Below are 1,161 nucleotides of genomic sequence, written 5' to 3'. Positions count from 1 at the left end.
AATGGCGTGGATTTGGTGGTTGTTGGTGCGGGTTTGTTCGGTCTGACGGTGGCCCAGCAGGCGGCCGAGAGGGCCGGGGCGCGGGTCGAGGTCATCGACGTGCGCGACCATATCGGAGGCAACGCGTACTCGTACATGGACGAGGAGACGGGCGCGGAGATCCATAAGTACGGCGCCCACCTGTTCCACACGTCCAACCAGCGCGTGTGGGAGTACGTCAACCGGTTCACCCAGTTCACCGACTACGTGCACCGCGTCTACGCCACGCATGACGGCGAGGTCTACCCCCTGCCCATCAACCTGGGAACCATCAACCAGTTCTTCCACGCCCACATGACCCCCGCCCAGGCCAGGGCCCTCATCGACCGGCAGGCCGGCGAGCTCGCCGGCACCGACCCCGCCAACCTCAACGACAAGGGCATCCAATTGATCGGACGTCCCCTCTACGAGGCGTTCATCAAGAACTACACCGGCAAGCAATGGCAGACCGACCCCGCCGACCTGCCCGCCGACATCATCAAACGCCTGCCCGTCCGCCTCAACTACGACAACCGCTACTTCAAGGACACATGGGAGGGCCTGCCCAAGGACGGGTACGCCAAGTGGATGGAGCGCATGATCGACGACCCCAGGATCCACGTGACCCTGGGCGTCGACTTCTTCGACGAATCCCAGCCGCTCAACAAGCGTGCCTTGGTCGGCCAAGTGCCCGTCGTCTACACGGGCCCCGTGGACCGCTACTTCGACTACGAGCTCGGCGAGCTCAAATGGCGCACCGTCGACTTCAAGGAGGTCCGCTACGACGAGGACGACCACCTCGGCTGCCCCGTGATGAACTACTCCGACCCGGACGTGCCCTACACGCGCGCGATCGAGTTCAAGAACTTCAACCCCGAGCGCCGCGACTCCCAGAACCACGGGAAGACCGTGGTGTGGGAGGAATACTCCCGCTTCGCCCAGCGCGGCGACGAACCCTACTACCCCGTCAACACGCCCGCCGACAAGGAGCTCTACGCGCGCTACCAAGCCAAGGCCGCCGCCGAACCCAACACCGTCTTCGGCGGACGCCTCGGCACCTACAAGTACTACGACATGCACCAAGTCATCGACACCGCCCTCACCGCATACGACGAACACATCGCCCCCATGCTCAACAAATAA

At 63.7% G+C, this 1,161-nt stretch carries 1 protein-coding gene; it reads left to right on the top strand.

Features of this window, described 5'->3' with window-relative positions; all coding sequences use genetic code 11:
• Positions 1 to 6: 6 nt before the first annotated feature.
• Positions 7 to 1,161 (top strand): UDP-galactopyranose mutase, encoded by a 1,155-nt coding sequence (gene glf, locus AC1AUD_RS13695; protein WP_476574931.1) that lies wholly within the window; start codon positions 7 to 9, stop codon positions 1,159 to 1,161.

The organism is Bifidobacterium sp. LH_730, from assembly GCF_056355835.1.
Note: the sequence above shows the minus strand (reverse complement) of the source record. Positions and strands in the feature narration are given on the sequence as shown.